Annotated in this window: 24 protein-coding genes; 12 read left to right on the top strand and 12 right to left on the bottom strand. The window is 68.2% G+C overall.

Features of this window, described 5'->3' with window-relative positions; translation table 11 throughout:
* Positions 1–87: 87 nt before the first annotated feature.
* The 5 genes from K343_RS0119670 to rluD all read right to left on the bottom strand — a co-directional run bounded on the left by K343_RS0119670 (position 88) and on the right by rluD (position 7,295).
* Positions 88–2,913: an efflux RND transporter permease subunit gene (locus tag K343_RS0119670; RefSeq protein WP_028009514.1), complete on the bottom strand. Its 2,826-nt coding sequence runs from the start codon at positions 2,911–2,913 to the stop codon at positions 88–90.
* 15 nt (positions 2,914–2,928) lie between these two features.
* Entirely contained in the window at positions 2,929–3,933 is a 1,005-nt protein-coding gene (locus tag K343_RS0119665) for a WD40/YVTN/BNR-like repeat-containing protein (protein ID WP_161628929.1), read from the bottom strand.
* Between the two features lie 73 nt (positions 3,934–4,006).
* Positions 4,007–5,347, bottom strand: coding sequence for a DUF1329 domain-containing protein (locus K343_RS0119660; protein ID WP_028009512.1), 1,341 nt, complete (start codon positions 5,345–5,347; stop codon positions 4,007–4,009).
* A gap of 215 nt (positions 5,348–5,562) precedes the next feature.
* On the bottom strand, positions 5,563–6,306 hold the full coding sequence (pgeF, locus tag K343_RS0119655; RefSeq protein WP_028009511.1) for a peptidoglycan editing factor PgeF: 744 nt from the start codon (positions 6,304–6,306) through the stop codon (positions 5,563–5,565).
* A gap of 8 nt (positions 6,307–6,314) precedes the next feature.
* Positions 6,315–7,295, bottom strand: a complete 981-nt coding sequence (gene rluD / locus K343_RS0119650) for a 23S rRNA pseudouridine(1911/1915/1917) synthase RluD (RefSeq protein ID WP_084616011.1) — start codon at positions 7,293–7,295, stop codon at positions 6,315–6,317.
* A 38-nt stretch (positions 7,296–7,333) separates the two neighbouring features.
* Between rluD and K343_RS22985 the strand changes: the two genes are divergently transcribed.
* Positions 7,334–8,218: an outer membrane protein assembly factor BamD gene (locus K343_RS22985; protein ID WP_161628928.1), complete on the top strand. Its 885-nt coding sequence runs from the start codon at positions 7,334–7,336 to the stop codon at positions 8,216–8,218.
* Between the two features lie 113 nt (positions 8,219–8,331).
* On the opposite strand, the gene K343_RS0119640 is transcribed toward K343_RS22985, so the two are convergent.
* From K343_RS0119640 to sucC, 3 genes are all read right to left on the bottom strand, one after another.
* A complete protein-coding gene (locus tag K343_RS0119640; protein WP_028009509.1) occupies positions 8,332–9,975 on the bottom strand; it encodes an NAD+ synthase in 1,644 nt (547 codons plus the stop codon).
* Between the two features lie 182 nt (positions 9,976–10,157).
* Positions 10,158–11,033, bottom strand: coding sequence for a succinate--CoA ligase subunit alpha (sucD, locus tag K343_RS0119635; RefSeq protein ID WP_028009508.1), 876 nt, complete (start codon positions 11,031–11,033; stop codon positions 10,158–10,160).
* Positions 11,034–11,036: 3 nt separating this feature from the next.
* Entirely contained in the window at positions 11,037–12,203 is a 1,167-nt protein-coding gene (gene sucC, locus K343_RS0119630) for an ADP-forming succinate--CoA ligase subunit beta (RefSeq protein WP_028009507.1), read from the bottom strand.
* A 168-nt stretch (positions 12,204–12,371) separates the two neighbouring features.
* Between sucC and K343_RS22980 the strand changes: the two genes are divergently transcribed.
* The 11 genes from K343_RS22980 to K343_RS0119575 all read left to right on the top strand — a co-directional run bounded on the left by K343_RS22980 (position 12,372) and on the right by K343_RS0119575 (position 21,974).
* On the top strand, positions 12,372–12,590 hold the full coding sequence (locus tag K343_RS22980; protein WP_043113185.1) for a hypothetical protein: 219 nt from the start codon (positions 12,372–12,374) through the stop codon (positions 12,588–12,590).
* 4 nt (positions 12,591–12,594) lie between these two features.
* Positions 12,595–14,205, top strand: coding sequence for a sensor histidine kinase (locus tag K343_RS22975; RefSeq protein ID WP_051278740.1), 1,611 nt, complete (start codon positions 12,595–12,597; stop codon positions 14,203–14,205).
* Positions 14,109–15,551: a sigma-54-dependent transcriptional regulator gene (locus tag K343_RS0119615; RefSeq protein ID WP_436278820.1), complete on the top strand. Its 1,443-nt coding sequence runs from the start codon at positions 14,109–14,111 to the stop codon at positions 15,549–15,551. Before K343_RS22975 ends, K343_RS0119615 begins: the two co-directional genes overlap by 97 nt.
* Positions 15,552–15,770: 219 nt before the next feature.
* On the top strand, positions 15,771–16,379 hold the full coding sequence (locus tag K343_RS0119610; protein WP_154662662.1) for a GAF domain-containing protein: 609 nt from the start codon (positions 15,771–15,773) through the stop codon (positions 16,377–16,379).
* A gap of 2 nt (positions 16,380–16,381) precedes the next feature.
* Positions 16,382–17,230: a sensor histidine kinase gene (locus K343_RS0119605; RefSeq protein ID WP_028009504.1), complete on the top strand. Its 849-nt coding sequence runs from the start codon at positions 16,382–16,384 to the stop codon at positions 17,228–17,230.
* Positions 17,227–17,871, top strand: a complete 645-nt coding sequence (locus K343_RS0119600; protein ID WP_020649545.1) for a response regulator — start codon at positions 17,227–17,229, stop codon at positions 17,869–17,871. Before K343_RS0119605 ends, K343_RS0119600 begins: the two co-directional genes overlap by 4 nt.
* Before the next feature lie 265 nt (positions 17,872–18,136).
* Positions 18,137–18,733, top strand: coding sequence for a ubiquinol-cytochrome c reductase iron-sulfur subunit (gene petA, locus K343_RS0119595; protein ID WP_028009503.1), 597 nt, complete (start codon positions 18,137–18,139; stop codon positions 18,731–18,733).
* Positions 18,734–19,996, top strand: coding sequence for a cytochrome b (locus K343_RS0119590; RefSeq protein WP_043113184.1), 1,263 nt, complete (start codon positions 18,734–18,736; stop codon positions 19,994–19,996).
* Between the two features lie 4 nt (positions 19,997–20,000).
* Positions 20,001–20,762, top strand: coding sequence for a cytochrome c1 (locus K343_RS0119585; RefSeq protein ID WP_084616008.1), 762 nt, complete (start codon positions 20,001–20,003; stop codon positions 20,760–20,762).
* A gap of 139 nt (positions 20,763–20,901) precedes the next feature.
* On the top strand, positions 20,902–21,534 hold the full coding sequence (locus K343_RS0119580; protein WP_051278739.1) for a glutathione S-transferase N-terminal domain-containing protein: 633 nt from the start codon (positions 20,902–20,904) through the stop codon (positions 21,532–21,534).
* A gap of 23 nt (positions 21,535–21,557) precedes the next feature.
* Entirely contained in the window at positions 21,558–21,974 is a 417-nt protein-coding gene (locus K343_RS0119575; RefSeq protein WP_028009499.1) for a ClpXP protease specificity-enhancing factor, read from the top strand.
* Between the two features lie 83 nt (positions 21,975–22,057).
* Here the strand turns inward: K343_RS0119575 and K343_RS0119570 are convergent, their stop codons facing one another.
* From K343_RS0119570 to K343_RS22970, 4 genes are all read right to left on the bottom strand, one after another.
* Entirely contained in the window at positions 22,058–23,476 is a 1,419-nt protein-coding gene (locus K343_RS0119570; protein WP_028009498.1) for an FAD-binding oxidoreductase, read from the bottom strand.
* A gap of 6 nt (positions 23,477–23,482) precedes the next feature.
* Positions 23,483–24,082 (bottom strand): phosphoheptose isomerase, encoded by a 600-nt coding sequence (locus tag K343_RS0119565; RefSeq protein WP_028009497.1) that lies wholly within the window; start codon positions 24,080–24,082, stop codon positions 23,483–23,485.
* Between the two features lie 91 nt (positions 24,083–24,173).
* Positions 24,174–24,509 carry a YraN family protein gene (locus K343_RS0119560; protein ID WP_028009496.1) on the bottom strand — a complete coding sequence of 112 codons (336 nt, stop codon included), beginning with the start codon at positions 24,507–24,509 and terminating at the stop codon, positions 24,174–24,176.
* Positions 24,506–25,711, bottom strand: a complete 1,206-nt coding sequence (locus K343_RS22970) for a penicillin-binding protein activator (protein ID WP_051278738.1) — start codon at positions 25,709–25,711, stop codon at positions 24,506–24,508. The genes K343_RS0119560 and K343_RS22970 overlap by 4 nt, the downstream gene beginning before the upstream one ends.
* Positions 25,712–25,757 lie beyond the last annotated feature (46 nt).

The following is a 25,757-nucleotide window of genomic DNA, read 5'->3' as shown; positions in this document are numbered from 1 at the left end:
GATGAACTTTGTCGGTAAGAAATCGCCGCGCCAAAAAAATGGCCCACGCGAGGTGGGCCATCGAACGCAGACGCAACGAAAGCGGCCTCAGTGGCGCGGCTTGAAGACCGGCGCCTCGCCCGGCGCGAGTTCGCGCGGCTTGAGCAGGAACGAGGCGATCGCCGGCAGCAGCAGAATCGCGCCGAACATGTTCGCGGTGAACATGAAGACCAGCAGCTTGCCCATGTCGCGCTGGAACTGCAGGCCCGACCACAGCCAGGTCGCGACGCCGATGCCGAGCGTGATGCCGGTGAACACCACGGCCTTGCCGGTCATCTTCAGCGTCTTGAAGTAGGCGTCGCGCAGCTTGTAGCCGCCGGCCGTGGCATCGGCGAGCGTCGCGTAGACGTAAATGCCGTAGTCGACGCCGATGCCGGCGGCGAGCGCGACGACCGGCAGCGTCGCCACCTTCATGCCGATGCCCAGGATCGCCATCACCGCGTAGGCCATGAACGAAACCAGCGCCAGCGGCAGCATGATCGAAACGATCGACTGCCACTCGAAGAACGACAGAAACACGCAGATGATGATGCCGGCGTAGACGATGTAGAGGATCGGCCGCTCGAGGCGGTGCACTTCCTCGTTGGTCGCCGCCATCACGCCGACGTTGCCGGTCGCCAGCGCGAAGTTCACCGGACAGGCCTTGTCCATGCCCTTGAGCTTGTCCTTGGCCGCCTCGTACTTGGCGGTCAGGTCCTTGACCTTGGCGTTCTCGGCGATTTCGCTGTCGCTGAGCTTCTTGCCGCTCTTCTTCAGCTTCTCGACGTACTTCTCCATCTTCACGCGCGTAACGCCCACGTCGCGGCGCGCGTCGAGCTTGGCGTCGCAGTACTTGGCATCGACGTCCTTGTGCGTCTCGAAGAACTCGGCGGCGTTGCTCTTGTTGAACGCCTTGGTGTCGTCGACGATGCGCTCCAGCGTGGCTGCGGTATGGTCCTTGGTGAACACGAACACGGCCAGCGCCGAGCAGTCCGGGCTGAGCAGGCCGGACGAGGTCGGGATCGGTGTGATCGCCTGCACGATCGCGTACTGGTTGCGCGGCAGCACGCGGAACTTCGGCGCCGCTTCCGAGAACGCCGAATTGACCTGCTTGGCCGCCCACGGCAGCGACAGGATGCTCTGCACGCCGACCGTGTTCTCCATGTGCTGATCGAAGCGGTCGACCTGCTCCATCATGTCGTAACGCACGCAGGCTTCAGGATCCATCTCGGCGACGATCTTGAAGATATCGGTACCGACCGTGAAGTTGGCGTTGATCGCCGCCATGTCCTGGTTGAAGCGGGAATCGGGCAGCAGTTCCGGCACGCCGGCCTGACTGTCGCCGACCTGCAGTTCCTCTCCCTTCCACAGGCTCCAGCCGAACAGGCCCGCGCCGATGACGATGGCGATGACCGCCGGCGCCGGGCGCACCATGTTCGAAATCAGGTGCCACAGCGGATCGAACACGCTGTCGCGCGAATCCTGCTTCTGCTGGAACGCGACCGGATCGCCGATATCGACCCAGGTCAGCATGATCGGCATCATCACCTTGTTGGTGATGATGATCGCGGCCATGCCGAGCGTCGCGTTGAGCGCCATCTCGCGGATGATGTCGATCGGGATCAGGCCGATCAGCGCGAAGCCGACGACGTCGGTCATGATCGCCATCGTTCCGTAGATCGCCAGACGCCGCCAGGTTTCGAGCGAGGCGTCGAAGCTGTTGCGGCGGTTCATGGTGATCTCGCCGACCCAGGCGTTGACGTACTGCACGCCATGGCTGACCGACACCGCCAGGATCAGGAACGGCACCAGGATCGCGAACGGATCGAGGCCCTTGCCCATCAGGCGCAGCAGGCCGAACTCCCAGATCACGGCGGTGACCGAGCAGATCAGCGGCAGGATCGCGAGCTTGAAGCTGCCGACGTACAGCCACAGCAGGATCAGCGTCATCACCAGCGTCAGCAGGAAGAACAGCACGACCTGCATGGTGGCGTCGATGACGTCGCCGACAACCTTGGCGAAGCCGACGATATGGACGTCGATGTCGGGGTTGTACTGCGGATTGTCGACGGTCTCCGTCGTCACCTCGTAGCCGTGCACGGTGATCGGCTTGGCGTTCGGATCGCGCGGGTCCGCAACCTCGAAGTTCTGCAGCGCCAGCTTCCAGCCGTAGTCGACGAAGCCCTCGCCGACCTGGGTTCCCGCCTTCAGCGGTCCCTTGTCGCTCTTGAGCTTGTAGAGGATCTTCTTCGGATTGACGAAGCGGCCACGCAGCTTCTCCTCCAGCCCCTGCGCCACCTTCTCGTAGTCGAGCTTCTCGCCGCTGACCGGGTCGACCTCGAGCAGCTCCGAGTAGATCATCGCGCCGTTCTGGTCCTTGGCGACATAGCGGCCGACGTGGCCGCCCTTGCCGACGTTGGCGCGGACCATGTCGAAGTACTTCTGCGTCGGCTGGTAGTCGGCCGGGATCACGTTGCCGCCGGCGAAGCCGCCTTCGACGACCTCGATGTAGCGCACGTCCGGCGTGAAGATCGACGACACGCGCGAGCGGTCGACGCCCGGCAGGAAGAAGATCTCGTCGGTCGCCGTCTTCAGCGAGGTCAGGAACTTCTCGTTGTAGATGTCGCCCTTGCCCGGCTTCTGCACCAGCGCGATCAGCACCGTGTTGGCGCCGCCGAACTCGGCCATGTACTGCTTGAGCACCTGCATGTACGGATGCTCGAGCGGAATCGACTTGTCGAAGCCGGCGTCGCGCTTGATCTGCATCATCTGCCAGAACAGGAACACGGTGGCGATGACGAGGATCGCCATCGTCAGGCCGCGCCTGGCGTAGATCAGCGGTTCGATCGCGCGCAGGATGCGTTGCGTGCGGGTCAGTTCGTGCTTGTCACTCATGGATATCAGGCCCGGTTACTTCAGCGGACGGGACAGCGGGATCGGCTGCACGCCGGATTCGCCGACGGCGAGCAGCACGTCGCCGTACGGCAGCACGCCGGACAGCGGTGTGCCGGCCGGCGACTGCAGCGTCTCGACCTTGCCCTCCGCCGAGACCGTCACGATCACGCCATTGAGCCCCACCAGCACCTCGCCGTCGCCGGGCACCGCGGCGCCGCCGAACATCGACGCGACGGTGCCGGTCTGCAGCTGCGTCCACTTGCCCGAGCGCGCATCGTCGCTGAGGTAGACGTTGCCGCGCAGGCCGAAGATGATGGCGCCCTTCTCGCCGTGCGGCAGCACGCCGAAATACGAGCCGTCATACGGCGATTCCTGCTTCTGCCAGTTGGCGCCGGCGTCGGTCGAGATCGCCAGCAGGCCCTGCTCGCCGGCGATGAACAGGTCGCCGTTGTTGAGCTTGGCGATCGCATTCAGATGCAGCTCGTCCTCGTCGAAGCCGTGCGTGTCGACCTCGTTCCAGGTCGAGCCGGCATCCGTGGTCTCCAGCATCAGCCCGTAGGCGCCGACCGCCAGCGCGTGCTGCGCGTCGAGCGCGAGCAGGCTCAGCACCGGCTTTTCAAGCTCGGGCTGGAAGTTCTGCAGCTTCCAGGTGCGTCCGCCGTCGTCGGTGTGCACGATCGCCGCGTCGTGGCCGGCGGCCCAGCCATGCTTCGGATCGGCGAACGCGACCGCGGTCAGCGCCGCACGCACCGGCACCTCGACCTGCGCCCAGTCCTTGCCGTTGTTGGAGACGATGATCGCGCCGCGGTCACCGACGGCGATCAGATGCTCGCCGGTGTTCTTGATGTCGAGCAGCAGCGACTCGGGCGTGCGCGGCATGATCTCGGCCGGCATCGGCTTGACCGCCCCCTGCTTTCCCGGCGATTCACCGGCCGCTTCGTCCTGCGCCCAGGCGGCGCTGCCGGCCAGCACGCCGAGCGCGGCCGCTGCGGCGAATCTCCAAGCTCTCTTCACGTCCATGAAACCCCCAAAAACGCACGCGGCTGGCGCCGCCCGATTCTTACGATTCTTGACCGCTCGTCCGTTGCGGCGCTCAGCGCTGCGCATCGCGGCTCAGTTTTCTGCCGCGCCGCGCGAGAGCGGACGGCCCGAAGTCGCCGGCTTCGATCGCGGGATACGCGACCTCCGGACCTTCGTTGTTCAGTGACTGGACAAGATAGCGGCTGCCCGGAAGATCGTACACCGTCTCCGCGACCGGCAGCTCGTACAGCCGGTCGTAGGCCATCACGCTATGCGTCTCCTGCACACGCCACAGCACATCGCGGTTGTCGTAATTGTCGACCACGCGAATCTGCCAGCCGTCCTCATCGAGGTAGAAGCGGCGATGCCGGTAGAGATGGCTGCTGCCGCGCTTGACCGTGGCGTCCACCACCCACACGCGGCGGCGCTCGTAGCGCGCCAGATCCGGGTTCAGGTGATGGCGGCCGACCAGCTCGCGGTACGGCACGGCATCGCTGTGCAGCGCGTAGCTGTTGGCCGGCACCAGCAGCTCCTGCTTGCCGACCAGCTTGAAGTCGTAGCGGTCGAGCGGCCCGGAATAGGTGTCGATCTGGTCGTTGGTGCGCAGGTCGTCGGTGCCGATGCCGGAGGTGTCGTAGCCGAGGTTCGGCACGCGCTGCGTGTGCTCGGCGCCGGTCCCGAACTGCCACAGATGCCGGCCGAAATCGGCGGCGCGCGCGACGTCCTCGATCAGCAGGCCGGCGCCGGCCAGTCGTTCCGGCGCCTCGATCCATTGCAGACGCTGCGACAGCACGCCGCGCGCGGCGTGCAGGTCGTAACCCTCCTCGCCGTAATCGAATCGGAGCTGCTCGCGCAGCTGCGCCTGCGAGAAATCGCCGCTGGCGGCGACCGCGAACTGCGCCGACACGCGCTCGGTGACCAGCGGCCGCCAGCGCAGCCGGTGATTCCACATCGCCTCGACACCGTTTGCCGGGAGCGGGAACGGCACCGCCGTCGCCGCCTTGTCGAGCGTGCCGTCGACCAGCACCGCGTGCGTCGCATTGGCGAGCGCGGCGGCGTAGACCGGTGGCGGATTGGCGAAGCTGCGCCGGGTCGGAAACACGCGCATGCGGTAACTGTCCGGGAACGCCGCGAACAGCGCCCGCTGTCCGGGCGTCAGCAGATCCTCGTATTGCGTCAGGTTCTCCGCGGTGACCACGTACAGCGGACGGTCGTCAGGATACGGATCGCAGTAGCGCCCGCGCGAGGCCTCGAAGCAGGGCGGCGGGGCCGTCAGGCCACCGGTCCACGCCGGGATCGTGCCGCTGGCATTGCCGGCGACCTCGGCGCCGAGCGGACTCAGGCGCGCGCCGAGCACGGCGGCGTCCTCCGGCGTGACATAGGCCGAGGCAGCCGACAGCACGCCGCCGAGCACGGCAGCGACGCAGAACCTCCCTGTTGGCGGAGCCCTTCTTGTTGTTCTTGTCACGCCCCGGTCCACTCCTCGAATTCGGACCATCTGCCGAGTGTAGGACGGCACCCGGCGCCACGGCCATCGCCCGAGCGCAGCGAACGGCCGTCAGACCGGCAAAGCATCGGCGTCGCACGCGTAAACGCCAAGCGGCGCGGTCGGCCGAACACTGCCCGCCTTCAGTCGCGCCAGACCAGCGTCGCCATGCGGCCGGTCTGCGGCTCGCGGCGGAACGAGTAGAAGCGGGCGACGTCGGCGTAAGTGCACAGCCCGCCGCCGTAAACGCGCGTCAGGCCGAGCGCCGCCAGGCGCAGGCGCGCCAGCTGGTAGAGATCGGCCATCCAGCGGTCGCCCTGTCCGGGCCGGAACGCCGCGGCGGCCTGCGGCTGGCGAGCGACGAAGACGGCCCGCACTTCCGGGCCGACTTCGAAATGCTCCGGGCCGATCGCGGCGCCGAGCCAGGCCAGCAGCCGCGACGGCGGGCGCGGCGCGACGGCGACGGTGGCCTCCAGCACGCCGCCGGCCAGACCGCGCCAGCCGGCGTGTGCGGCGCCGATCCAAGAGCCGTCGTCGGCGCAGAACAGCACCGGAAGGCAGTCGGCGGTGAGAATCGCGCAGACCACGCCGGCCTGCGTCGTGGCGCTGGCGTCGGCCTCCGGCGCCGCGCCGCCGACCGTCGCCGCATCGACCACGGCCGTGCCGTGCACCTGGCGCAGCCAGGCCGGCTCGGCCGGCAGGTCCAGCGCCGCACGCAGCCGCGCGCGATTGGCGGCGACGCGGTCGGGATCGTCGCCGGTGTTGCTGCCGAGATTGAGCGCCGCGCAGGGACCGCCCGAATCGCCGCCGGCGCGCGTCGTCTGCAGCGCGTGCACGCCGGGCGGCGCCGGCCAGTCGGCGCGGACGACGTCGAGCGGGCCCGGCACGGCGGCGGCTACTTCAGCTCGCCGCGCGCATGCGCGCGCAGCAGCGCCAGCAGATCCTGCATGTCGGCCGGCGGCTCGGCGACCGCACCGATGCGCTTGCCGCTGCTCGGATGCGTGACCTCGAGCTCGCGCGCGTGCAGCGCCTGGCGCGGGAAAGCCTTGAGCGTGTCGCGCAGCAGCGGCGGCAGGCCGGCGCCGCGCATCGGTCCGCCGTAGAGGAAATCGCCGACGATCGGCTTGCGGATATGGGCCATGTGCACGCGGATCTGGTGCGTACGGCCGGTTTCGAGGCGCACACGCACGTGCGTGTGCTGCGCGAAGCGCTCGTGCACCCGGTAGTGCGTGACCGCCGGCCGGCCGTCGTCGACGACCGCCATTTTCAAGCGGTCGCGCGGATGGCGGCCGATCGGCGCGTCGATCGTGCCGCCGGCGATCATCTCGCCCTGCACGATGGCGTCGTACTCGCGCGTGAATTCGCGCCGCGCCAGCTCGTCGACGAGTTTGTGATGCGCCTTCAGCGTCAGCGCCACGACCAGCAGGCCCGAGGTGTCCTTGTCGAGGCGATGGACGATGCCGGCACGCGGCACCGCCGCGGTCTGCGGAAAATGGTGCAGCAGCGCGTTCTGCAGGGTCCCGGCGCGCTGGCCGGCGCCCGGGTGCACGGTCAGGCCGGCCGGCTTGTTGATGATGGCGATCGCCTTGTCGGCGTGCACCACCTCGATCGGGATGTCCTGCGGCGCGACGCCGGTCTCCTGCTCGGGCTCGGCGTCGACTTCGAGGTGGTCGCCGCCGGCGACCGGATGGCGCGTCTTCTGCTGGGCGACGCCGTTGACGCGCACGCGCCCGGCCTCGATCCAGCCCTGCAGACGGGCCCGCGAATAGGCATCGAACAGCTTGGCGCAGGCGACGTCGAGCCGGCTGCCGTCGAGCGCCTCGGGAACCTCGGCGCTCAGATGCAGGTCTTCTTCGTCCGCGGATGCGGGGCTCAAGCTATACTCCTGGGACATCGCTCGATGTTTGGCCATCAATGAAATTCAGATATTTTGCCGTGGCGCTGGCCGCCGTCGGCCTTGTCGCGTGCAGTTCCAATCCGGACAAGGCGCCGGCCCGGAATCCTTTTAAGCCTGACGAGGTGTCGCAGCGCGAACAGCGTCTGCAGGCCGGCCAATTGTACGCGGCGGCGCGCGAAGCGCTGGATTCCGCCGACTACAACACCGCGATCCAGCGCTACACGACGCTGGCGACCCGCTTTCCGTTCACCGACTACGCGGTGCAGGGTCAGCTCGAGAAAGTCTACGCCGAGTACCGCTCGTACAAGTCGGACGAGGCGCTGACCGACGCCGACCACTTCCTGCGCGACTACCCGCGCCACCAGAACGCCGACTACGTCCAGTATCTGAAGGGGCTGGTCAACTTCGACCGCGACCGCGGCTTCGAGGCCATGCTCGGCGCCGACATCTCCAAGCGCGACGTCACCAATCTGCGCCGCGCGTTCGACGACTTCCAGCTGCTCGCCCAGAAGTACCCGAGCAGCAAGTACGTCGGCGATGCGCGCCTGCGCATGATCGACCTGCGCAACCGCATCGCCGACCACGAGATGACCGTGGTGCGCTACTACATGCGCCGCGGCGCGTACATCGCCGCCGCCAAGCGCGCCGAGCAGATCGTCGCGCAGTACCCGGGCTCGCCGATCACCGTCGAAGCGCTCACCGCGCTCGAGAAGGCGTATCGCAGCATCGGTCTCAACGATCAGGCCGACGACGCCCACAAGCTGTATCAGGCCTACATGAACCCGAACTGGGTGCCGCCGCCGGCCGAAGCGCCGCCGGCCCGCCCGGCCACTCCGACGCCCGCGCCGGAACCGGAAGCCCCGCAGGCGCCGGCTTCGCAGAACCTGCCGTCGTCCTCCTGAAGCCGCCGGCCGGCTGCAGGGACAGCAAGAAAATGCCCGCCTTCCGGCGGGCATTTTCGTTTGCGGCCGCACGTGGGGACAGCGCCGGTCGCAGGTGCCTGCCCGCCGGCCGTTCAGATGTCGCCGTAGACGGCCGTGATCGGATAGCGCCGCTCGCGACCGAACGCGCAGCGCGTGACCTTCGGGCCCGGCGGGGCCTGACGGCGCTTGTACTCGGAGCGGCGCACGAGGCCAGCGACGCGCTTGACGGTCGCCTCGTCGAAACCGCGCGCGACGATTTCCGGGATCGACAGCTGGTTCTCGACATACAGTTCGAGGATCGGGTCGAGCACCTCGTACGGCGGCAGCGAGTCCGAATCTTTCTGGTCCGGCCGCAATTCGGCGCTCGGCGGACGCGTGATGACGCGCTCCGGGATCACCGGCCGGCCGGCCGGCGCCAGCGTGTTGCGATAGACCGCGAGCCGGTAGACCAGCGTCTTGTAGACGTCCTTGATCGGCGCAAAGCCGCCGCACATGTCGCCGTACAGCGTCGAATAGCCGACGGCCATTTCCGACTTGTTGCCGGTGGTCAGCACCACGTGGCCGAACTTGTTCGACAGCGCCATCAGCAGCACGCCGCGCGAGCGCGACTGGATGTTCTCCTCGGTCAGGTCGACCGGCTTGCCGGCGAAGGCCTCGGCCAGCGTACCGGTGAAGGCCTCGAACGCCGGCTCGATCGGCAGCAGCGAGTAGCGGATGCCGAGCGCCTCGGCCTCGAGGCGCGCGTCGTCGTTCGACATGCCCGCCGTGTAGCGCGAAGGCAGCGACACGCCCCAGACGCGCCCGGCGCCGAGCGCGTCGGCGGCGATCGTTGCGACCAGCGCCGAGTCGATGCCGCCGGACAGGCCGATCAGCGCGCCCGGAAAGCCGTTGCGGTTGACGTAGTCGCGTACCGACTGCACCAGCGCGCGATAGACGACGGCCTCGAGCGGCTGTTCCTCACGCCGCGCCGCGTCCTGCCAGCGGCCGTCGGCGAAACACAGCGGGAACACGCCCTCCTCGAACAGCGGCGCCGAAAACGCCAGCCGGCCGTCGCCGTCGACGGCCGTCGAGTCGCCATCGAACAGCACCTCGTCCTGGCCACCGACGCTGTTCACGTAGGCGATCGGCAGGCCCGATTCGGCGGCGCGCGAATCGAACACGCGGCGGCGCGCCGCGGTCTTGCCGATGTCGAACGGCGAAGCGTTGATGTTGATCAGCAGCTGTGCGCCGGCCTTGGCGGCCAGCGCCGCCGGATTCGGCCCCCACAGATCCTCGCAGATGCAGAGCCCGACGCGCAGGCCGTTCTGCTCGAACACCAGCGTGCCGCCGCGGCCGGCGCGGAAGTGGCGACGTTCGTCGAACACACCGTAGTTCGGCAGCAGCTGCTTGCGCGTGCGGGCCAGGACGCGGCCGTCGCGGATCACGTAGGCAGCGTTGTAGATGACGCGCTCGCCGGCCTCGTCGGCGTACTCCGGCAGCCCGACGATGACGGTGATGCCGTGCACCTCGTCGAGCAGGCGCTGCACGCCCTCGGCGATCACGCGCGGCATCGCCGAGCGCAGCAGGAGATCGTCGGGCGGATAGCCGATCAGCGACAGCTCGGGCGTCGCGACCAGATCGGCCTTGAGCACGTCGCGCGCATGCGTCGCGGCGTCGATGATCTTCTGGACGTTGCCTTCGACGTCGCCGACCCAGAGGTTCAGTTGCGCGAGCGCGAGTTTGAGTGTGTTCGACATGGGGCAGGACTTTAGCGCGGAAACGAAACGGCGGCCCGAAGGCCGCCGTTTGCTGGTACACCGCGAGCCGCGCGCAGATTCGCGACGCTGGAACCCCATGCAGTCGCATGGGCGGTGGCCTGACCCGGACCGACTCGCGTCAGTTCTCGCCGAAGCCGTCGCCCTCCACGCTGCTCGCCGGGCTACTTGAGCAGCGAGAGCATCGCCGCGCCGAGGTCGGCCGGCGAACGCACCGTCTTGACGCCGGCCGCTTCGAGCGCCGCGAACTTCTCGTCCGCCGTGCCCTTGCCGCCGGCGATGATCGCGCCGGCGTGGCCCATGCGCTTGCCCGGCGGCGCGGTGACGCCGGCGATGTAGGCGACGACCGGCTTCTTGACGTTGGTCTTGATGTAGGCCGCCGCTTCTTCCTCGGACGAGCCGCCGATTTCGCCGACCATGATGATGCCTTCGGTCTCCGGATCCTTCTCGAACAGCGAGATCACGTCGATGAAGCCCATGCCGCGAACCGGATCGCCGCCGATGCCGACGCAGGTCGACTGGCCGAGACCGTTCTGCGTGGTCTGGTAGACGGTTTCATAGGTCAGCGTGCCCGAGCGCGAGACCACGCCGATCTTGCCCGGCTTGTGGATGTGGCCCGGCATGATGCCGATCTTGCACTGGCCCGGCGTGATCACGCCCGGGCAGTTCGGGCCGACCAGCACGGCGTCCGGATACTCGGCACGCAGCGTAGCCTTGACCTTGATCATGTCGTTGACCGGGATGCCTTCGGTGATGCAGATGATCACCTTGATGCCGGCGTCGGCGGCTTCGAGGATCGCGTCCGCGGCGCCCGGCGCCGGCACGTAGATCATCGTCGCGTCGGCGCCGGTGGCATTGACCGCGTCGTGCGCGGTGTTGAAGACCGGCAGGTTCAGGTGCGTGCCGCCGCCCTTGCCCGGCGAGACGCCGCCGACCATCTTGGTGCCGTAGGCGATCGCCTGTTCGGAGTGGAAGGTGCCCTGCTTGCCGGTGAAGCCCTGGCAGATGACCTTGGTGTTCTTGTCGATGAGGATGGACATGGCTTACTTACCCTGCGCGAGCTTGACGACGGTCTGGGCCGCCTCGGTGAGATCGGAAACCGGCGTGATCGCGAAACCCGATTCGCGCAGCAGAGCCTGACCCTTCTCCATATTGGTGCCCTGCAGACGGGCGACGACCGGAATCTTCAGGCCGGTCTGCTTGACCGCGGCGATGATGCCTTCGGCGATCAGATCGCAGCGCACGATGCCGCCGAAGATGTTGATGAAGATCGCCTTCACTTCCGGCGACGAGGTGATCAGCTTGAACGCCTCGGTGACCTTCTCGGCAGTGGTGCCGCCGCCGACGTCGAGGAAGTTCGCCGGCTGGCCGCCGTGCAGCTTGACGATATCCATCGTCGCCATCGCCAGGCCGGCGCCGTTGACCATGCAGCCGATGTTGCCTTCCAGCGTGACGTAGTTGAGGTCGTACTTCGAAGCCAGGCGCTCGCGCTCGTCTTCCTGCGAAGGATCGCGCTGCGCGGCGATTTCCTTCTGGCGGAACAGCGCGTTGTCGTCGAAGTTGAGCTTGCCGTCGAGCGCCATGATGTTGCCTTCGGCGGTGACGATCAGCGGATTGATCTCGACCAGCGAGGCGTCGCACTCGGTGAAGATCTTGTACAGCCCGGTCAGGGTCTTCGTGAACTGCTCGACCTGTTCCTTGTTGAGGTCCAGGAAGAAGCCCAGCTCGCGCGCCTGGTACGGCTGCAGGCCGGCGGTCGGCGAGACGAACACGTGCTTGATGCGTTCCGGCGTCTCGTGCGCGACCTTTTCGATGTCCATGCCGCCGTCCGGCGAGGCCATGAACACGATCCGTTCCTGGGTGCGATCGACGAGCGCCGACAGGTACAGCTCGCGGGCGATGTTCGACGGCTTCTCGACGTAGACCGAATTCACCGGCAGACCCTTGGCGTCGGTCTGGATGGTGACGAGGTTCTTGCCGAGCATGGCCTTGGCGGCTTCCTCGGCGGCGTCCGGGCCGTCGACCAGCTTGACGCCGCCGGCCTTGCCGCGGGCGCCCGCGTGGATCTGCGCCTTGACGACGACTTTCTCGGTGCCGAGCTGCTTGGCAGCAGCGCGCGCCTGCTCCGGGCTGGACGCCAGCAGACCTTGCGGGACCGGGATGCCGTAGCGCGCAAACAGTTCTTTTGCTTGATATTCGTGGAGATTCATTGCGTTGTTAACCGATTGGGGCGTGCGTAGCGCGCGGCATTCTCGCCCAGAGGGCGGGCGGGACGCAAAAATCATTGGCCGGGCCGGCCGGTGGCCCCCGGCCGGGCGGCCGCCGGCCGCGACGCGGCGGCGATAGAATGCCGTGTCCGCCTTCCGGCTCTTGCGTAGATGAATCTCTTCCGACTCCTGCTGCTCGGCGCAGCCCTGTACATCGTCTGGCGTCTGCTGACGGTGGCGCGCCGCGCCACCACGCAACAGCGGCCGCCGGCGCCGCGCGCGCCGTCGTCCGCGCACTATGAACCGATGGCGCGCTGCGCCCGCTGCAGCACCTATCTGCCGGCCAGCTCGCTGTCGCGCGCCGGCCTCTGCGGTCGCTGCAGCGAATAAGGCGGTGGTCCGCCCCGAGGCCGCCGCCGGTCGCAGCGAGGACTGGCGCATCCTGGCCATTCTCGGCCCGTACCGGCTGCTGCTGGTCGCGGTGCTGCTGTTCCTGTTCCGGCTCGGCTACGCGCCGGATTACTTCGAGTCGGTACCGCCGAAGCTGTTCAGCTTCAGCTGCCTGGCCTACGCCGGACTGGCGCTGGCCCTGCAGTTCCTGGCGCTGAACGAACGCTTCGCGCTGGTCGCGCAGACGCTGCTGCACTTCGGCGTCGATCTGGCGGCGATCGGCCTGCTCGTCTACACCACCGGCGGCGTCGGCGGCGGTCTCGGCGTGCTGCTGGTCCCGCCGCTGGTCGGCTGCAGCCTGGTGCTGGCGCCGCGGCTTGCGGCCGTGCTCGCGGCCGCGGCGACGCTGACGATCTTCGGCGAGGAAACCTTCCGTCAGCTTCATCAGCTCTATTTCGACAGCAGCGATTTCTCGCAGGCCGGGTTGCTGGGACTGATGTTCTTCGCATCGAGCCTGACGGCGGCGATGGTCGGCCAGCGCGCACGGCGCAGCGAAGCGGTCGCCGCCCGTGTCGGCAGCGAATTCGTCAATCTGACGCGTCTCAACGACAACATCATCGCGTCGATGCAGTCCGGCGTGCTGGTGGTCGATGCCGACGGCCGCGTGCGTACCGCCAACGCCGCGGCGCTGCGCCTGACCGCCGGCGCAACCCACGCCAACGCGCGCCTCGCCGACGCGCTGCCGGCGCTGCAGGTCGCACTCGACGACTGGCGCTACGGCTTCGATCTGGAGCCGCCGGCCACAGTCGAGGCGCCGGGCGGGCTGTCGCTGCTGCCGCGCTTCACGCGGCTCGGCTGGTCGGAGCAGTCGCCGGTGCTGATCATGCTCGACGACGCGGCCGCCCTGCACGCTCAGGCGCAGCAGATGAAACTCGCCGCGCTCGGCCGCCTGTCGGCCAACATCGCGCACGAAATCCGCAATCCGCTGTCGGCGATCACCCAGGCCGGCCAGCTGCTCGCCGAACAGCCGGACCTCGATCCCGGCAACCGCCGCCTGCTCGAAATGATCCAGCGGCATGCCGGCCGCATCGAGCAGATCGTGCGCAACGTGCTGGAGATCAGCCGTCGCGACGGCGCCAGCCGGCAGAGCTTCCTTCTGCGCGACGCGCTGCGCCGCTATGCCGCGCAGTATCACGAGAGCCATCCGCAGGAGCCGCGGCCGATCGAATTCGGCGAGATCCCGCCGGCGCTGAGCGTCGCCTTCGCGCCCGAACAGCTGCAGCAGGTGCTCTGCAATCTCTGGGACAACAGCTTCGAGCACGGTCGGCGCGACGGCGCGACCCTGCGGGTCCGCCTCGATGCCGGCGTCGAGGCGTCCAGCGGCCTGCCCTACCTCGATATCAGCGACGACGGACCGGGCGTTCCGGCGGCGCTCGCCGATCGCATCTTCGAGCCGTTCTTCACGACGCATCACGCCGGCACCGGCCTGGGCCTTTATCTGTCGCGCGAGCTCTGCGAATACAATCAGGCCCGCCTCGCCTATGTGCGCCGCGCACGCGGGGCCTGTTTCCGCATCGTCTTCTCCGCCCCCGAACCGCGTCCCGACTCGCGATGACCGCCAGCAAAGCCACCGTCCTGATCGTCGACGACGAGCCGGATATCCGCGAACTCGTCGAGATCGCGCTGGGCCGCATGAACCTGCAGACGGCGGCGGCGGCGACGCTCGCCGAGGCGCGGACCCGACTGGCCGAACGGCACTTCGACCTGTGCATCACCGACATGCGGCTGCCGGACGGCAGCGGCATCGAACTGGTCGCGCAGATCGGCCGCCTGTACCCGCAGACGCCGGTCGCCGTCATCACCGCATATGGCAATGCCGAGGCCGCAGTCGAGAGCCTGAAGGCCGGCGCCTTCGACTTCGTGTCCAAGCCGGTCGACATTGCCGTGCTGCGCAAGCTCGTCGACACGGCGCTGCGGCTGCGCGCCGAGACCGGGCCGGCCGGCGCCGGCGACGAGCCGGTCCTGCTCGGCGAGCACGAAAGCATCCGCCAGCTGCGCGCGCTGATCGAGCGCCTGGCGCGCAGTCAGGCGCCGGTGCACATCGCCGGCGAATCCGGCACCGGCAAGGAACTGGTCGCCAAGCTGATCCACCACAAGGGTCCGCGCGCGGCGGGCCCGTTCGTGCCGGTCAACTGCGGCGCGATCCCGTCGGAGCTGATGGAGAGCGAGTTCTTCGGCCACCTGAAGGGCAGCTTCACCGGCGCGCACCGCGACAAGGCCGGCCTGTTCCAGGCCGCCGAGAACGGCACCCTGTTTCTCGACGAAGTCGCCGACCTGCCGGCGCACATGCAGGTCAAGCTGCTGCGCGCCCTGCAGGAGCGCGCGGTGCGGCCGGTCGGCAGCGAGGCGGAAGTGCCGGTCAACGTGCGCGTGATCTCGGCGACGCACAAGAACCTCGCCGATCTGGTGGCCGCCGGACAGTTCCGCCAGGACCTGTATTACCGGCTCAATGTCATCGAGGTCCGCACGCCGCCGCTGCGCGCCCGCGCCAGCGACATTCCGATGCTGGCGCGCCACGTGCTCGCCAAGCTTGCGCGCGACCTCGGCCTGCAGCGTCAGCCGGCGCTCGACGATTCGGCGCTCGCCGCTTTGCAGGCTTACCCGTTTCCCGGCAACGTCCGTGAGCTCGAGAACATTCTCGAGCGCGCCGCCACGCTGTCCGACGGCGAGCGGATCTCATCGGCGGACCTGCAACTGCGCGACGCCACGCCGGTGGCGGCAACGGTCGCCGCCCCCGCGATCGCCGCCCTCGGCGACCAGATCGAGGAGATCGAGAAGCGCGCGATCCGCGAGGCGCTGCAGAAGACGCGCTACAACAAGACACGCGCCGCGGAGCTGCTCGGCATGTCGTTCCGGGCGCTGCGCTATCGCATCAAGAAGCTCGGCCTCGACGTCGAATAAGCACATCACGAGCACTTCTTGGACGGCGTCGTGGCGCTTCGCGACACTGGCCCGGCCGACGCCGCAGCCCCGACGAACGGCGGGGGGCTTTGCGAAGCTTCTGTTACACTCGCTCCATAACGGGGCGTTCATGACCCCGAGGATGAAGAAGCTGCGGAAGAGGAGTCGCAAGCTGTGGCATGGAGCTTGCGATAACGCAGGCCTCCAGGAGAACAATCATTGTTTAACCGACACCCGATGGTCGCGCGCCTGCGCGGCGTACGAGCGTTCCCGCGATCCGCCCTGCGCCGGCGGCGCGCCGCGCCGGTCGAGCAAGCGCCCGCCGGAATTGCATGGGCGCCGGCATCGGCGGATGACACGGTTCAGCAGATTCTCGACAACACGCTGCGCTCCGCCTGCGGCGTGATCGGCGCGCGCGGCGGCTTCGTCGTGCAGTTGCGCGACGACACGGTCCTCGAAATCGCCTGCGCGCATGCCCTGCCGGGGCAGGACGTGCTCGACGCCGTGCTCGGCACGGCGTCCCGCGCGCTGCATTGCGCGCTGCTCGAAGGGCGCCGCGGACTGGCCTGCCCCGGCGGCGAACTCCTCGCCGCTCCACAGCAGGCCGCGCCGGCGGTGATCAGCCTGCCGCTCGAGTTCGGCGCACAGCGTCAGGGCGCGTTCTGCCTGTTGCGCGAGGACAGCGGCCGCGCGCTCAACGAACTCGACTTCGAAATCCTCGACGCGCTCGCCGGTCAGGCGGCGCTGGCGCTCGCCGCCGCCTGTCAGCGCAGCGCGCTCAATCGCCTCGAGGCGAGCCTGAACGCGATCGGGCCGCAGACGCACTGAAAATGGATGTGCTGCGGCAATCGGCGACAGGCGCGGACGATCGCGCCGCAGATGCACGCGCCGACGACCCGGAAACCTTCCGCCTCGCGGTCCTGCGCCAGGTCCAGGAGCTGACCGCCGACAACCAGCGTCTGCTGCAATCGGTGGTTCGCAGCGAGAAGCGCTTTCGCACGCTCGCCAAGTCGGTCTGGCATGTGCAGGAGGAAGAGCGCCGCCGCCTCGCCCGCGATCTGCACGACGGCATCGGCCAGACCCTGACCGCGCTCGCCAACCAGCTGCAGCGCATTTACGACGATGCGCGTGGCGCCGGCAATCTGGGCCTCGAGCACCGCCTCGCCGACGCGCTCGACATCACCCGCGGCGCACTGCACGACACGCGCGAGCTGTCGCGCCTGCTGCGACCGACGCTGCTCGACGACCTCGGCCTCGATGCGGCGCTCGCCTGGCTCGCACGCACGCTCTCGGAACGCGCCGGGCTGCACATCAGCTTTCATTCGGAACTCGACGAACAGCGTCTGCACCCGGACGTCGAGACCCTGCTGTTCCGCATCACGCAGGAAGCCCTGACCAACGTCATCCGCCACAGCGACGGGCGCTCGGCGCGCGTGCTGATCAAGCACACGCCGATGCTGCTGATCCTGCGCGTCGAGGACGACGGTCACGGCTTCGATACCGCCCAGGTCGCGCATGCCGAGCGCAACGCGTCCAGCTCCGGGCTGCGCGGCATGCGCGACCGCGCCGAGCTGTTCGGCGGCCGCGTCGAAATCCGCTCGGCACCCGGCCAAGGTACAGTGGTGCAACTGACGCTCACCCTCGACGGTCCCGATACGGACGCCACGACGACGCTATGAATCCGATCCGCCTGCTGGTCGCCGACGACCACACCATCGTTCGTGAGGGCCTGGTCTCGATGCTCGAGGAAACCGGGGAGTGCCAGGTCGTCGCGCAAGCCGCCGATGGCTATGAAGCGGTGTCGCTGGCCGGCAAGACCAAGCCCGACATCGTCGTCACCGACATTTCGATGCCGCGCATGTCCGGCCTTGAAGTCGTCAAGCGCGTGCGCGCCGAGCTGCCCGGCACCCGTACGCTGGTGCTGACCGTGCACGAGGAAGACGAATACATCCTGCCGATCCTGCGCGCCGGCGCCAACGGCTTCCTCAACAAGGACACCTCGGTGTCCGAACTGATGACGGCGATCAAGTCGATTCACGCCGGCAAGCCCTATTTCGGCCCGCGCGCGACCAAGGCACTGGCCGAGCGCCAGCACCGCTCGCGCGATCATGGCGATGATCCCTATGCGAGCCTCACCGCTCGCGAGCGCGAGGCCTTCCATCTCGTCATCCAGGGCAAGACGACCAAGGAAATCGCGCAGATTCTCGATATCGGCGTGAAGACGGCCGAGAACCATCGCGCCCGCATGATGGAGAAACTGGGCCTGCGCAACACCGCCGAGGTCGTCCGTTTCGCCGCGCTGCGAGGCCTGTTGACCTGAAGCCGCGCGCGCACCGCAAGCGCGCAAACGCACGCCCCGTGAAGGCCCATCGCCGGCGCGTCCGGCGTTGCTCCTCATGCGTTCGGAGCTTGCCTTCAGCGGATTCTCAGGCCCTGCGACAGACGCCCCGGATTGGGGCGCGGCCATGCTTACGTTCGATGACAAACGGCCGCTATACTGCGATGGTTTGGCGGGCGCTGCGTCTCGCGCGGGCCCGACCCAAGCCTGCGGCTATTGACTAGAACACGTAGAGAGGCCCTAAGGAATGAGCAATCAAGGCGTGGATCCCGGCCGGCGCCGGTTCCTGACGCTCTCCACCGCCGTCGTCGGTGGCGCAGGCGTCGTGGCAGCCACCGTGCCGTTTCTCGCATCGTGGAAGCCCAGCGAGCGAGCCAAGGCGCTCGGCGCGCCGGTCGAAATCGACATCAGCACGCTTGAATCCGGCCAGCGCGTCACCGTCGCGTGGCGCGGCAAGCCGGTCTGGGTGGTACGCCGCACGTCCGAAATGCTCGACGGGCTCAAGAAGGTCGACAGCAGCCTGCTCGATCCCGAATCCAAGCAGAAGCAGCAGCCCGACTACATCAAGGGCGAAGCCCGCGCGATCAAGCCCGAACTGCTCGTGCTGATCGGCTCGTGCACGCACCTCGGCTGCTCGCCGACCTTCCGCCCGGACCACCCGGCGCCGGAAATCGACTCGAACTGGCAGGGCGGCTTCTACTGCCCGTGCCACGGCTCCAAGTTCGATCTCTCGGGCCGCGTCTACAAGGGCGTGCCCGCGCCGCTGAATCTGGTCGTGCCGCCCTACCGCTTCGCGAGCGACACCCGGATCGTCATTGGCGAAGACCCGAAGGGAGTGGCGTAAATGGCGATCACACCGAACCCGTACAAGACGACCGGCCTGCTCGGCTGGATCGACGATCGCTTCCCGCTGACCAAGCTGTGGAAGGATCACCTCTCCGAGTACTACGCGCCGAAGAACTTCAACTTCTGGTACTTCTTCGGCTCGCTGGCGCTGCTGGTGCTGGTTAACCAGCTGCTGACCGGCATCTGGCTGGCGATGCACTACAAGCCGGACGCGGCGCAGGCCTGGGACTCGGTCGAGTACATCATGCGCGACGTGCCTTGGGGCAACGTGCTGCGTTACCTGCATTCGACGGGCGCCTCGGCGTTCTTCATCGTCGTCTACCTGCACATGTACCGCGGCATCCTCTACGGCTCGCACCGCAAGCCGCGCGAGCTGATCTGGATCTTCGGCAGCCTGATCTTCCTGGTGCTGATGGCCGAAGCGTTCTGCGGCTACGTGCTGCCGTGGGGCAACATGAGCTACTGGGGCGCGCAGGTCATCATCAACCTGTTCGGCACGGTGCCGTTCGTCGGCCCTGACCTCGTGATCTGGATCCAGGGCGACTACATCCCCTCGGACGCGACGCTCAACCGCCTGTTCTCGCTACACGTCGTCGCGCTGCCGTTCGTGCTCGTCGGCCTGGTTGTCGCGCATCTGATCGCGCTGCACGAAGTCGGCTCGAACAATCCGGACGGCGTCGAGATCAAGAAGCACAAGGATCCGAACACCGGCATTCCGCTCGACGGCATTCCGTTCCACCCGTACTACACCGTGAAGGACATCGCCGGCGTCGGCGTGTTCCTGATCATCTTCCTCGGCGTCGTGTTCTTCGCGCCGGACGGCGGCGGCTATCTGCTGGAGAAGCCCAACTTCACGCCCGCCAATCCGATGTCGACGCCGGAACACATCACGCCGGCCTGGTACTTCGGCGCGTTCTACGCGATGTTGCGTGCAACGCCGTCGTTCGCGGGCACGCAGATCTGGGGCGTGCTGGTGATGTTCGGCGCGGTCGCGCTGATCTTCTTCCTGCCCTGGCTCGATCGCTCGCCGGTGAAGTCGATCCGCTACAAGGGGCCGATCTTCAAGATCGCCCTGGCGCTGTTCACGGTCAGCTTCGTGCTGCTGAACTACTTCGGCATGCAGCCGCCGAGCGCCCTCGGCACGACGATTTCGCAGATCGGCACCGTCGTGTACTTCCTGTTCTTCCTGCTGATGCCGTTCTACACGAAGATCGACAAGACCAAGCCCGTCCCGGAGCGCGTGACCTATGAAGCTCACTAAGGCCATGCTGAAGATCAGCCTGCACTCGCTGCTGGCCGCCGCCACGCTCGCGGTCGCGGGCCAGGCTTTTGCCGCCGGCGGCCACGCCCTGCCGTACGCCTTCGAGCCCGACACCGGCAACACGGCTTCGGTGCGGCGCGGCGCCGCCAACTTCATGAACTACTGCTCCGGTTGCCACTCGATGCGGCACCTGCGCTACAGCCGCCTCGGCCAGGATCTCGGCATTCCCGAGAACCTGCTCAAGGCGAACCTGATGTTCACGTCGGACAAGGTCGGCGACCACATCCTGTCGGCGATGCCGGCGGAAGCGGCGAAGACCTGGTTCGGCCAGCAGCCGCCGGATCTGACGCTCGAATCGCGTTACCGCGGCCCGGACTGGGTTTACAGCTACCTGATGACGTTCTACGTCGATCCGACCCGTCCGCTCGGCACCAACAACCTCGTGCTGCCCGGCGCCTCGATGCCGCATGTGCTCTGGGAGTTGCAGGGCCTGCAGGTCAAGTCCGAGGCGCACGCCGCCGAGGGCGAGGCCGCCGCGGCACACGGCGAGGCGCATGGCCCGCAGTTCGAGCTCGTCGCCAAGGGCAAGCTCGCGCCGAAGGAGTACGAGAAGTTCGTTGCCGATACGGTGAACTTCATGACCTACGCCGCCGAACCCGGGCGCGAGCACCGCATCAGCGTCGGCATCAAGGTGGTGCTGTTCCTGATCCTGTTCTCGGTGCTCGCGTACTTCATGAAGCGCGAGTGGTGGAAGGACGTGCACTAGCCGTCCGCATCGCCGGCCTTGCGGCGCCGCCCGGAAGCTCTTCCGCGCGGCGCCGTTTTCGTTTCGGCCTCGGCCGGCATTTGGGGAGCGCGGGCTTTAGCGGTTAATCTTTGCCCATGAACCCGATGCCACAGCGCTGATGGCCATTCCCGGCAAGAGCCGCTACGTCATGGATGCGCGTCCGGCGCCGCGGGCGGGGCTGACGCTGTTCTGCTCGCGCGAGCAACTGCACAGCCGCTGGACGCGCATCGTGCTGGCCGAAAAGGATGTCGACGGCGCGCGTATCGAGTGGATCGAAGCCGGCAAACCACACCATGATCTGCTCGTGCTCAATCCTTCCGGACAGTTGCCGACGCTGGTCGACCGCGACGCCGTGCTGTATCCGGCCAGCATCGTCGTCGAGTACCTCGACGAGCGCTATCCGCACCCGCGCCTGCTGCCGCCCGACCCGTCGGCGCGTGCACTCGTGCGCATGCTGCTGCTGCGCCTCGACCATGAGCTGTTGCCGCTCGCCGAAGCGATTCGCATTGCGCCGAAGGCCGTCGAGTCGAAGGCGGCGCGCAAGCAGTTGCAGGAAGCGCTGGCCGGCGCTTCGCGGCTGTTCTCGACGCGAGGCTGGTGTCTCGGCATGGATTACAACCTCGCCGACTGCGCCTGGGCCGCACTGATCGGCACGCTACCGGCGCTCGGCCTCAAGCTGCCCGACGCCGGATTCCAGCGCTACGCGGAACGACTGTTGTCGCGTCCCGCCGTACAATCGGCGTTTCGCTAAACCACGGTGCACGGTTCGCCACGATGTCCAAGTCCCGCCGCCCTTACCTGATCCGCGCCATTCACGAATGGGCCAGCGACAACGGCTACACGCCGCACCTGCTCGTCGCTGCCGATTATCCTGGCGTCGTCGTACCGCGCGAGTTCGTGCAGGACGGCCGCATCACGCTCAACATCAGCCCGATCGCCGTGCAGAGCCTCGACCTCAGCAGCGAACCGCTGTGGTTCTCGGCCCGCTTCGGCGGACGTCCGTTCGACGTGCAGGTGCCGAGCGGCGCCGTGCTCGCCATCTTCGCGCGGGAAAACGGCGAAGGCGTGATCTTCGGCGAGACGGAGCCGGGCGATGCGAAGAGCGCAGCCTCCGGCGCCGCCCCGGATACCGAACCCGAGCCGCCGAAACCGACCAAGCCCGGCCGGCCGAATCTGCGCGTGGTGAAGTAAGCCCTGTACCGCGGAAGCGGCGGCGGCCGACGCACGCCGCGCGCGGCGCACACCGCGACGCCCCAGCGGCAAACGACCCGCACTCAGATCCCCGGCAGCGCCTTGCCCGGATTGAGGATGCCGTTCGGGTCGAGCGTTTTCTTCAGCGCGCGCATGACGTCGAGCGTGTCGCTGGCGATCTCCCAGCCCACGAAGTCGCGCTTCTCGATGCCGACGCCATGCTCGCCGGACAGCGTGCCTTCGAGATCGAGCACCAGGCGGAAGACCTCGTGCAGACAGGCCTGCACCGCCTGCATCTGCTGCGGATCCTCCGGATCGGCGAGCAGGTTGGTGTGCATATTGCCGTTGCCGGCATGGCCGAAGTTGACGATGCGGATGCCGTGCCTCGATGACAGCGCCGCGAGCCCCGTGACCAGCTCGGGGATACGCGTCACCGGCACGACGACATCCTCGTTGACCTTCTTCGGGGCGATCTTGCGCAAGCTCGGCGACAGCGCCTTGCGACAGGCCCACAAAGCCTCGGTCTCGGCCTCGTTCGCGGCCGTCTTCAGCTCGACGAGGCCGGGCCCTTGGGCCGCGGCGACGACGGCGCGCAGCGCCACGTCGATCGACTCCGGATTGCCGTCGACTTCCATCAGCAGCAGCGCGCCGGTGCCGGCCGGCACGCCGGTACGCTGATACGCCTCGGCGAGCTGCACCGCGTCGCCATCCATGAACTCCAGCGCGCTCGGCGTTTCCGGCTGATTCATCACGCGCGCCACCGCCTCGGCGGCGGCCTTCACGTCGGCATAGCAGGCACGCAAGGTCTTGGCGGCCCGCGGCTTCGGCAGCAGCTTGAGCGTCGCTTCGGTGATGATCGCCAGCGTGCCCTCGCTGCCGACCAGCAGGCGCGTGAGGTCATAGCCGACGACGCCCTTGGTCGTCGTGCAGCCGGTCTTGATCGAGATGCCGGCGCCGGTCACCGCGCGCAGGCCGAGCACGTTGTCGCGGGCGGTCCCGTACTTCACCGCGCGCGGGCCGCCGGCGCAGCAACCGAGATTGCCGCCGACCGTCGAGTACGCGAGGCTGGTCGGATCGGGCGCCCAGAACAGGCCGTGCTCGCCCGCCGCCTTCTGCACCTCGCCGTTGAGCGCACCGGCCTCGCATTCGAGCAGGCGATCGCCCGGCGACACGCGCAGGATGCGGTTCATGCGCTCCAGCGACAGCACCACCCCGCCGGCGATCGGCACCGTCGCGCCGGTCGTGTTGGTGCCGCGGCCGCGCACCACGAGCGGGACGCCGAACGCATTGCAGGCCTGCACGACAGCAAGAACTTCGTCATGCGTCAGCGCGAACGCCACCGCCTGCGGCAGCGCGACGCGCTTGGAGTTGTCGTAGCCGTACGCCAGGCACTCGCCCGGATCGGTCAGCAGCCGCTCGGGCGACAGCGCCGCGCGCAGGCGCTCGATCGCCGCGGCCGGCAGCGCAGGCGGCGCAACGGGAACTGCGGCGGCCGTGCTCATGGCTCCTCAGCGCGTCGGAAACAGCAGTTCGTCGATCGCATCGCAGAGGCAGTGCAGCAGCACGATGTGCACCTCCTGAATGCGCGCCGTGACGTTCGCCGCCGCGCGCAGCTCGACGTCGCCGGCTTTGAGCATCTGCGCCATCGCCCCGCCGTCCTTGCCGGTCATCGCCAGCACATGCAGCCCCTGCGCGTGCGCGGCCTCGATCGCGCGCACCACGTTCGGCGAATGGCCGGAGGTCGAAATCGCGAGCAGCCAGTCGCCTTCGCGGCCCAGCGCCTCGACCTGCTTGGCAAACACGCGCTCGAAACCGTAGTCGTTGCCGATCGCAGTCAGCGCCGAGGTATCGACCGTCAGCGAGATGCCGGGCAGGCCGCGGCGCTCGCGCTCGAAACGGCCGGTCAGCTCGGCGGCGAAATGCTGTGCGTCCGCCGCCGAGCCGCCGTTGCCGCAGGCCAGGATCTTGCGGTCCGCACGCAGCGCGTCGGCCAGCGCTGCGGCGGCACGCAGCAGCGCCGGCATCTCGCGCGCCAGCGTCGCCTGCTGGGCCGCGATGCTGGCCTCGAAATGTCCGCGCAGGCGCTGCTCGATAGCCGATTCGGTCATGGTCGTTCCGATGGTGAAGGCGCGTATTGTGGCGCGCCGGCGCGCCGGCTCCAATCCGAGGCAAGCCCCCAGGGCTGCGTGGCCGGGAACATCAGGCTTCGAAAGCGCCGGCGATCCACTGCGGCCGGCCGTCGTCGAACGTGACCACGTCGAAGCGCACCGCGCGCTCGGCATGTTCGGGATGGGCGGCAAGGAACAGTTGTGCGGCGAGCACGATCTTCGCACGCTTGCGTGCGTCGACCGACTCGGCGGCGCTCGCGTAGCGGCTCGCCGAACGCGCGCGCACTTCGACGATGACCAGCGTCTCGTCCTCGCGCATCACCAGATCGAGTTCGCCGCCGCGAAAGCGCGCGTTGCGCGCGATCAGCTTCAGGCCCCGCCGCTCAAGCAGCCGCAGCGCGGCATCCTCGGCGGCGGCGCCGTTCACGGCGTCAGCGGACGCAGGCCGTCGCCGCTGATCTGCACGCAGGCGAGCTCGCGACCGATCACGCTCGCGCCGCGCCATTCGAGACGGCCGCTGACGCCGTCGACGACGTCGCCGACGTGCAGGCTGCCGCGCGCCAGACCGGATGACAGCGCGTAGGCGTCACGGCCCAGCGCGAACAGCCGCGTGCCGCCGGATGGCAGCGACGCCGCCGCGGCTTTCTGCGCGGCCAGCGCCTCACCTTCGCCGATCCACCACGGCGTGTCGCAGAAACGCAGACCGTTCAGATCGGCGGCCGGCTTGCCGTCGTAGACCAGCGCGGTCGCGTAGACCGGCAGGTCGCCGGCGCGGTTGAAGCGCAGCTGCGGAATCAGCAGCCGCGCGTCCTGGCTTCGCGCGCCGAGGAAAATCAGATCGACGTCACCGCGGCGCTGCGGCTCGAACTCGCTCTTCCTGCCGAGTACTGCGGTCAGCGCGCGATGGCGTTCCTCGCTGGCGCTGATGCCCATCAGCTCGGCGATTGCCTTCGACTGGTCGATGGTGCCCTGCGCATAGCGCTGCGCGCGCACGACCTGCCCGCCGCCGGCGCGCAGCGTCTCGTCGAGCGCGTCGAGCGCGCGCGCCCCCCAGTCCGCGTCCGGCACCAGCGCCAGCGCCCGGCGCTGGCCGAGCGCCTGGGCCTGCCGGGCGACGGCACGTGCCTCGTCTTCCGGCGCAAGACCAAGCTGGAAGAAATTGAACGGCGCGCTGACGCCGGCGTCGAGATAGTTGAGGCCGAGCACCGGCACCGGCGGCACGAAGCCGGCGACGGCGGCGACGTCTTCCTTGCGCAGCGGCCCGACCAGGAAGGTCGCACCGTCGGCGAGCGCTTTCTGGTAGGCGGCGCGCAGGCTGTCGGACGTCGCGCCGATGTCGTAGATCCGCACGCGCGGATGCGCGGCGTCATCGAACGAGGCGCTCAGGAAACCGTCTCGTACCGCCTCGGCGGTCACCGAAAAATTGCCGCTGAGCGGCAGCAGCAGGGCCAGACCCGGCTCGCCACGCGATGCCAGCGGCGCCGGCGCGGCACTGGCCGCGGGCAGGCGCGGCGCGGACGGCGGTGGCACAGAGACCTGCGCGCGCGGCGCGGGGCTCGGCGGCCGCTCCGGGATCTCCGAGCAGGCGAACATCAGCGCCGGCAACAGCGCCGCGAGGGTTTTGGGCAATAGAGCTTTCAGCACCATAATGCGAAGTATGACACGCCCCTACGCT

The sequence above is a fragment of the Solimonas flava DSM 18980 genome (assembly GCF_000426685.1).
GTDB lineage: Bacteria > Pseudomonadota > Gammaproteobacteria > Nevskiales > Nevskiaceae > Solimonas > Solimonas flava.
The sequence above is the reverse complement of the archived record's forward strand: the minus strand, read 5'-3'. Positions and strand labels throughout refer to the sequence as shown.